We start from the raw sequence: 6,026 nt of genomic DNA, 5'->3' as shown, positions 1-6,026 counted from the left end.
TTACAAAGAAATGATAGAATTAAAAACTGGACATTTGGATAAAGAGTGGTAATCCAGATTCAAGTAGAGTTTTGATGTTGAGTTAGTCTCAGCCGGCTTTAAGTGCCCAATGTTTTGATCTTTCTTTTGAAGAACGGCGGGTAAAACTTTCTTCCGGTTAAGGATTGGCGGACCTACCTCCGTCATCGCTGATTCTACATCAGGCGGTATAAGAACGGGTTTCGTCATACAAAGTCTAGGGGTGGATTTTGTGTCGCGGGCAATATGGCATGAAATGCCCCGTTTTTTGCTGATGGCTGCTACGAATATGGGCAAAACCGTTCACGCGGAGTGTCCATCGCATATCCCTTGGAAACTGAAAAGTTTTCAAAAGGGTCATGCGAAAACGTTAAAGCAATGCTGTGTTGCGTGCTCTGTAGGGGGCGTGGCACAGTGGGCAAGCCGATGAACAGGAGAACAAAATGACAGATACGGCCCTTGGCAATGGCCAGGATTTGCTGGTTGAGCTAACCGCCGACATCGTGGCGGCTTACGTCAGCAATCATGTAGTCCCGGTCAGCGACCTTCCGAATCTGATTTCCGACGTACATTCCGCCTTGAGCAACACCTCGGCTCCGGCTCCTGCCGTCACCGTGGTGGAAAAGCAGAAGCCGGCCGTATCCGTTCGTAAATCGGTGCAGGACGATCAGATCACCTGCCTGGAATGCGGCGGTAGCTTCAAGTCGTTGAAGCGCCACCTGATGACTCATCATAGTCTTTCGCCTGAAGAATACCGTGAAAAGTGGGATCTGGCGGCCGACTACCCGATGGTTGCGCCCGCCTACGCCGAGGCCCGTTCGCGTCTCGCGAAGGAAATGGGCCTCGGCCAGCGCCGCAAGCGCGGTAGCCGCTGAAGTTCCCGAACCCGTCGAAACCATCGACAAAAAAACCCGGCTTTCGAGCCGGGTTTTTGTCGTAGCTGCGCGTGGCAAAATCTATGCCGCCGCCCGCACTTTTGCCTCTTCGCGAATACGCTTGATCATCGAGCGCAAACCGTTGGCGCGCTGTGAGGAAAGATGTTCGACGAGGCCGATCTTGCCGAAGACGTCGAGCGCATCGAGCGCGGCGATCTCCGAAGCAGGCTTTCCGGAATAAGTAGCGAGCACGATGGCCACCAGGCCGCGCACGATATGGGCATCGGAATCACCTTCGAAGGTCAGTATCGGATTTTCCGGGTCGCCTGCGGTGTGGGTCACGAGCCAGACCTGGCTTGCGCAGCCCTGTACTTTGTTTTCCAGCGTGCGTTTCTCTTCAGGCAGATCCGGCAATTCCTTGCCGAGCTCGATCACATAGCGATAGCGATCCTCCCAGTCGTCCAGGAAGGAGAAATCATCAATGATCTGCTCAAGCGTCGCCATCATGCCGGTCCAATTGTCTATCTCATTGGATATAGGGGAAATGGTCGGTGATTTGAACCCATGGCAAAAAAGAACGCCGTCAGCGATGGCAAGCTCACGGCGCATAAGGGGGAGGCATCGATGGAAGAGGAGATCAGGTTCTGGGCTTCGGCAGCGGCACTGGAATATAGGATGGCAGCTTAACCGTACCGGTGACGACCGCATCGGCGGTCTCGGTATTGATCGGGCGCTTGGTGGGCATCGGTTGCGCTTCGGCTGCCGCCTGTTCGCGGCTGACGGTGGCCGGTGCAGCCTGAACGGCTTGGGCCTGCTCGCCCGACTTGTCGTTCTTGAAATGCTGGCCCAGGAGATCGTAGGCGACGCGGGCGCCGTCGCGAGCCTGATAGCTGAGCGCGGTGAGCGTTTCGCCACCTTTCAGGCAGACGTCGGGCTTTTCGGAGCACATGGCTCCGACATATTGGACGACACCAGTCGCTGCTGACAGCGCATCGGAAACCTGCACCTTCGGCTCGTCGGCCGATCGTGGAGCGCCCTCTGGCTTGGCGAAAATCGGCAGGAACATGAGAACCAGCGAAAACCAGAACCCTGCTCTAATGAGAAACCACATTGCCTTGCCCATCCTCTATGTCGCTCGGTCTTGCCGCCGATTCGAATTCGTCTATTTGATGTTGCCCAGACCCTACCTCGACAGAGGACAACAGCGCTTTTCAAAACTTGGATGTATTTTCGGCAAATTTCATTCAAATTGTAGCTTTCGGCATTTCAGGCGCATTTGCATAGAATTGTAGCGATTGCTGTTAAGTATGTCTCGGCCGATCTGCCTGATATCCAGGGACTTGCGGATGTCGACCGCCAGGCAAAGGTTAACGTGCAACGGAAATCTAAATAAAATCCGCTGCTTACCCGCCGTTAACCACAAAAGTCAAAGGTCTCGCCATGTGCGCCAAAACGAGATTTTCGGGCTTTTTCGACTGATCCGCGCGCCCGTTCTTTATTCTTTCCTTAAGTCGCCAAGGCCTATTGTGCGGTTAAATCAGTGACCGTTTGTACGGGTTTTGGTGTGCGCGTATTGAGTAACATGGCTGGCAAGGCTGGAGCCTTCGTGGACCGGGCAGGCGGAAGCTGGCTTTCCCGGACAAGCGGGAACGGCGAGGTCCGTGGACAGGAATTGGCGATCCTTCGCCGGCTCGCGCTCGCCTCGTCCGCAGCTCTTGTCGTCGTTCCGACGGGGCTCTCCTTCATCACCAGTCCCGCCGTGGCGCTGCCGGTTGGCGTTGCCACTGTCTGCGCAGGCTTCCTGTTTTCCGCCGTAGGCAGCATCGCGCTGTCGCGCCAGCGCCCGGCCTCGGGGCCGGTCGAGGCTGTCGTCGTCGAACATCGTGATCTGATGCTGGAGGCAGCTTGCGGTCTCGTGCTCCTGTTCGATCCGCAGGGTAATGTCACCGCCGCCGGTGGCCGCGACCGCGCCGACTTCCTGAGCTGGATGCGCGACCCATCCGGCCGCGGCTTTGTCGAGCAGGTGCATGTCTCCGACCGCATCCTCTTCCTGCAGGCCGTCGATACGCTTCGCCAGGGCCGCGATGCCCTTGACGTCAACCTGCGTTTGGAGCGGTCGGCCGTTGTGGAGGGCAACGACCAGTTCGTCCATATCCGCATGGAAATGAGTGCGCGGCGTGACAGCGAAGGTTGCCTGACGGGGATTGTCAGCCAGTCGCGCGATATTTCCTACGATCAGCAGCTTCGCGAGGAAGCTGCCCGTAAGGCGGCGGAGGCGGAATCGGCCAATGACGCCAAGTCGCGTTTCCTGGCCGCGGTCAGCCATGAGCTGCGCACGCCGCTCAACGCTATTCTCGGCTTTTCCGATATCCTCAGCGGGGAATATTTCGGCAAGCTGGAGAACAATCGTCAGCGCGAATATGTCGGCCTCATCCGCCAGTCCGGCGCGCACCTGCTCTCCGTGGTCAACACGATGCTCGATATGAGCAAGATCGAAGCTGGCCGCTACGAACTTCTGCTCGAGCCTTTCCCGATTGAAGCCTCCATCGGTGCTTGCGAAGCCATGCTGGCCCTGCAGGCAAAGGAAAAGGGGCTGACGTTGACGAGCCGCGTGCAGCGCGGGCTCGGCGATATCGTTGCCGACCAGCGCGCGATCCAACAAATTCTGATCAACCTCGTCGGCAATGCCATCAAGTTCACCGATGCCGGCGGCGCCGTCACCATCGATGCCGCAATGACCGACGGAATGCTGAAGCTGTCGGTCAGCGATACCGGCATCGGCATCGCCAGTGAGCGGCTCGCTTCGCTCGGTCAGCCTTTCGTGCAGATCCAGAACGATTACACCCGCCGCTATGCCGGCACCGGGCTTGGCCTGTCGCTGGTCAAGGGGCTGGTGGCGCTGCATGGCGGCAGCTTTGCCATCGCCAGCGCGCCGGGCGAGGGCACGGCCATAACGATCCTTATCCCCTTCGACGGTTCCGGCGCTGTGGCGATCCAGCCGCCTGTGGATGTCAGCCGCACGGTCGATTTTCCGCCGCGTCTGAAACATAATTTGGAGATGAACGAGAGGCGAAAAGAGGAAGAGGTGAATGGCCCCGCAAAAGCGAAAATCGCCTAAGGGAAAGGGTAGGGGCAGGCGCAAGCAGCCCGGCCTTGCTTCCCGAGGGGCGGTTGCCATCGGCAGCCTCGGTCTGCGCGGTGCTGGCGCGCTGGGCGGCCTTGGCGTACGCGGCGTGGGTGCTCTGGCCGGCGTGTTCGGCGACGCTGTCGGCCGGCATCCGGCGATTGCCGGCGGTGTCGCAATCTTTTTCGCGGTTTTTGGTTTCGTTACGACCAATGCGCTCTGGTATCAGACGGGCACGCACCCGTCGCCGCTGCTGCGCACGCGCGATCCCAAGTCTCCCTATCAGATCCCCGGCCGCAAGCCCTTCCTGCATACGCAGCAAGCCGATGCCGGCAATGTCACCACCTTCCGCATAGAGCGGCAGGACTCGGCAGCGGCGAATGCCGCCGCATCCAACCAGCAGGCGCCCGCCCCCGCCGAAACGGTTCGAACCGCCAGCCTGCCGGCAACACAAGCGCCGGCCGCGTCCACCGCAGCTCCATCGAAGCAGGTGGCCGACGTGCAGGCCGAACTGATCCGCCATGGCCTTTACGACGGCACTGCGGACGGTGTCATCGGATCGCGCACGACAGCCGCCATCCTGTTCTTCCAGGAAGCGTCTGGATTGGCAGAGACCGGCGTGGCAAGCCCGGAGCTGCTGGCGGCGCTGAAGGCCAGCGATGCCGGCACCGGCGCCCACGCGACGAATAAAACAACCGCCGCGGCGGTTCCCGCGGACCGGCCCGTCAATGTCTCGGCCAACGCGTCCGCCATTGACCCCGTCGCCGCCGCCATTCGAAGCGCCGAGAAAGATTTCAAGACGAGCGCTGCGCCCAAGAGCGCGCCAAGCGATGCGGTCAACACTGTCAACATGGTGATGCAGATCCAGAAGGGTTTGAGCAATATTGCCTACAGCAATGTCAGCGTCGACGGCGTCGCCGGCGAACAGACCAAGGCCGCCATCCGCCGGTTCCAGAAGCACTACCGGCTGCCGGAAACCGGCGAGCCTGACATGGCCGTCCTGAAGAAACTGCAGGACATCGGCGCGCTTTGACCTTCTCCCCTTGGTTGCCTCGTCCTCGGCCGGCCGCTATAGCTCTGCCATGAGATTGCGCAGCGACATCTTCGTTTCCGCCTTGACCCGCCGTCTTTTTGCCCGCGGCGATTTCGCTGCCGTCGAACACAAGGGCGCGGAGGAGGCAGGAGCGATCTTCATCCGCCAGCGTTTTCGTGACGGGCTGGAAACGCTCTATGCCCCCGCTCCGCAAAGCTTCTTCGACGAAGAGGAAAGCGGGACGCGTCTGTTCGAAGTCCGCATGGATCGCAGGAAATCTGAAGATGTCAGGCAGATGCTCGACCGTGAGCTGAAATTCGATCCCGATCTCTGGATCATCGAGCTGGAGACAGACGATATAGGCGATATCGTGCCTGTGGCCGAACAGCGCAGCAATCCTCTGTGACGAAGAGATAGCCCCGCCGGCAATCAGGGCAGACGATCCATTGAGCCTGTTCCTGGCGGCCACGCGCTGGTGTCATGGTCGGGATGCTGCCGGTTCGACGCGATGATGCGGGGCAGGTACCCATTCGGATCAACCGCGTAGGTCGGATGATCTCCCGGGAGTTCATGCAAGCGGGAATACCACGAGACCCTGCTCTCGTTGCCATATTGAGCCACCGGCGGCGCCCGATCGGGCTGGTCGAAGGTTCCCACGAGAATGCCTATGTCCTCGAATTCCGGATATTCGAAAATCATGGGCGTGCCGCAATCCCTGCAAAACCCGCGCCGCGCCAGGGCAGAACTCTGAAACCAGGAAAACGCGCCGCGCGTCACCCGAAACGCGGTCTTCATGACAGGGCAGATCACGGCAAACGGCCCGCCGACCGCTTTCTGGCACATTCGGCAGTGGCACACATGCACATTTTGAGGTGGAAGGTCGCAGGCAAAGCGAATGGCGCCGCATTGGCAGCCGCCGGTCAACGAATGGGCAGTCGCATCATCGTTCATGTCTTTGTCCGCGTGCATGAATCGG

7 protein-coding genes are annotated in these 6,026 nt (G+C 59.6%); 4 read left to right on the top strand and 3 right to left on the bottom strand.

All coding sequences use genetic code 11. The features are described 5' to 3' along the window. The first annotated feature begins 461 nt into the window (after positions 1–461). Positions 462–893, top strand: a complete 432-nt coding sequence (locus PY649_RS26055; protein WP_104822432.1) for a Ros/MucR family transcriptional regulator — start codon at positions 462–464, stop codon at positions 891–893. An 81-nt stretch (positions 894–974) separates the two neighbouring features. Here PY649_RS26055 and PY649_RS26050 read toward each other — a convergent pair whose 3' ends face one another. Both PY649_RS26050 and PY649_RS26045 read right to left on the bottom strand, forming a co-directional pair. Beyond that, complete coding sequence (locus PY649_RS26050) at positions 975–1,397, bottom strand: SufE family protein (protein ID WP_285871757.1); 423 nt, start codon at positions 1,395–1,397, stop codon at positions 975–977. A 133-nt stretch (positions 1,398–1,530) separates the two neighbouring features. Beyond that, on the bottom strand, positions 1,531–2,004 hold the full coding sequence (locus PY649_RS26045; protein ID WP_285871756.1) for a DUF5330 domain-containing protein: 474 nt from the start codon (positions 2,002–2,004) through the stop codon (positions 1,531–1,533). Positions 2,005–2,475: 471 nt separating this feature from the next. Between PY649_RS26045 and PY649_RS26040 the strand changes: the two genes are divergently transcribed. From PY649_RS26040 to PY649_RS26030, 3 genes are read left to right on the top strand one after another with little or no spacing between them, the layout of a single operon-like run. After that, positions 2,476–4,011 (top strand): sensor histidine kinase, encoded by a 1,536-nt coding sequence (locus tag PY649_RS26040; RefSeq protein ID WP_285871763.1) that lies wholly within the window; start codon positions 2,476–2,478, stop codon positions 4,009–4,011. Then, the gene (locus PY649_RS26035) at positions 3,983–5,050 is read left to right on the top strand and encodes a peptidoglycan-binding domain-containing protein (RefSeq protein WP_285871755.1); all 1,068 of its coding nucleotides are present in this window, start codon (positions 3,983–3,985) and stop codon (positions 5,048–5,050) included. Before PY649_RS26040 ends, PY649_RS26035 begins: the two co-directional genes overlap by 29 nt. Positions 5,051–5,099: 49 nt before the next feature. After that, a complete protein-coding gene (locus tag PY649_RS26030; protein WP_285871754.1) occupies positions 5,100–5,456 on the top strand; it encodes a DUF1491 family protein in 357 nt (118 codons plus the stop codon). Between the two features lie 23 nt (positions 5,457–5,479). Here PY649_RS26030 and PY649_RS26025 read toward each other — a convergent pair whose 3' ends face one another. Next, complete coding sequence (locus tag PY649_RS26025; RefSeq protein ID WP_285871752.1) at positions 5,480–6,001, bottom strand: GFA family protein; 522 nt, start codon at positions 5,999–6,001, stop codon at positions 5,480–5,482. Between the last annotated feature and the right edge of the window lie 25 nt (positions 6,002–6,026).

Source organism: Rhizobium mayense, from assembly GCF_030272705.1.
GTDB classification, from domain to species: Bacteria; Pseudomonadota; Alphaproteobacteria; order Rhizobiales; family Rhizobiaceae; genus Rhizobium; species Rhizobium mayense.
Note: the sequence above shows the minus strand (reverse complement) of the source record. Positions and strands in the feature narration are given on the sequence as shown.

Bases quoted from the DNA above. Each gene is read 5' to 3' on its own strand.
- PY649_RS26055 (WP_104822432.1), top strand. From the start codon at position 462: ATGACAGATACGGCCCTTGGCAATGGCCAGGATTTGCTGGTTGAGCTA.
- PY649_RS26050 (WP_285871757.1), bottom strand. From the start codon at position 1,397: ATGGCGACGCTTGAGCAGATCATTGATGATTTCTCCTTCCTGGACGAC.
- PY649_RS26045 (WP_285871756.1), bottom strand. From the start codon at position 2,004: ATGTGGTTTCTCATTAGAGCAGGGTTCTGGTTTTCGCTGGTTCTCATG.
- PY649_RS26040 (WP_285871763.1), top strand. From the start codon at position 2,476: ATGGCTGGCAAGGCTGGAGCCTTCGTGGACCGGGCAGGCGGAAGCTGG.
- PY649_RS26035 (WP_285871755.1), top strand. From the start codon at position 3,983: ATGGCCCCGCAAAAGCGAAAATCGCCTAAGGGAAAGGGTAGGGGCAGG.
- PY649_RS26030 (WP_285871754.1), top strand. From the start codon at position 5,100: ATGAGATTGCGCAGCGACATCTTCGTTTCCGCCTTGACCCGCCGTCTT.
- PY649_RS26025 (WP_285871752.1), bottom strand. From the start codon at position 6,001: ATGAACGATGATGCGACTGCCCATTCGTTGACCGGCGGCTGCCAATGC.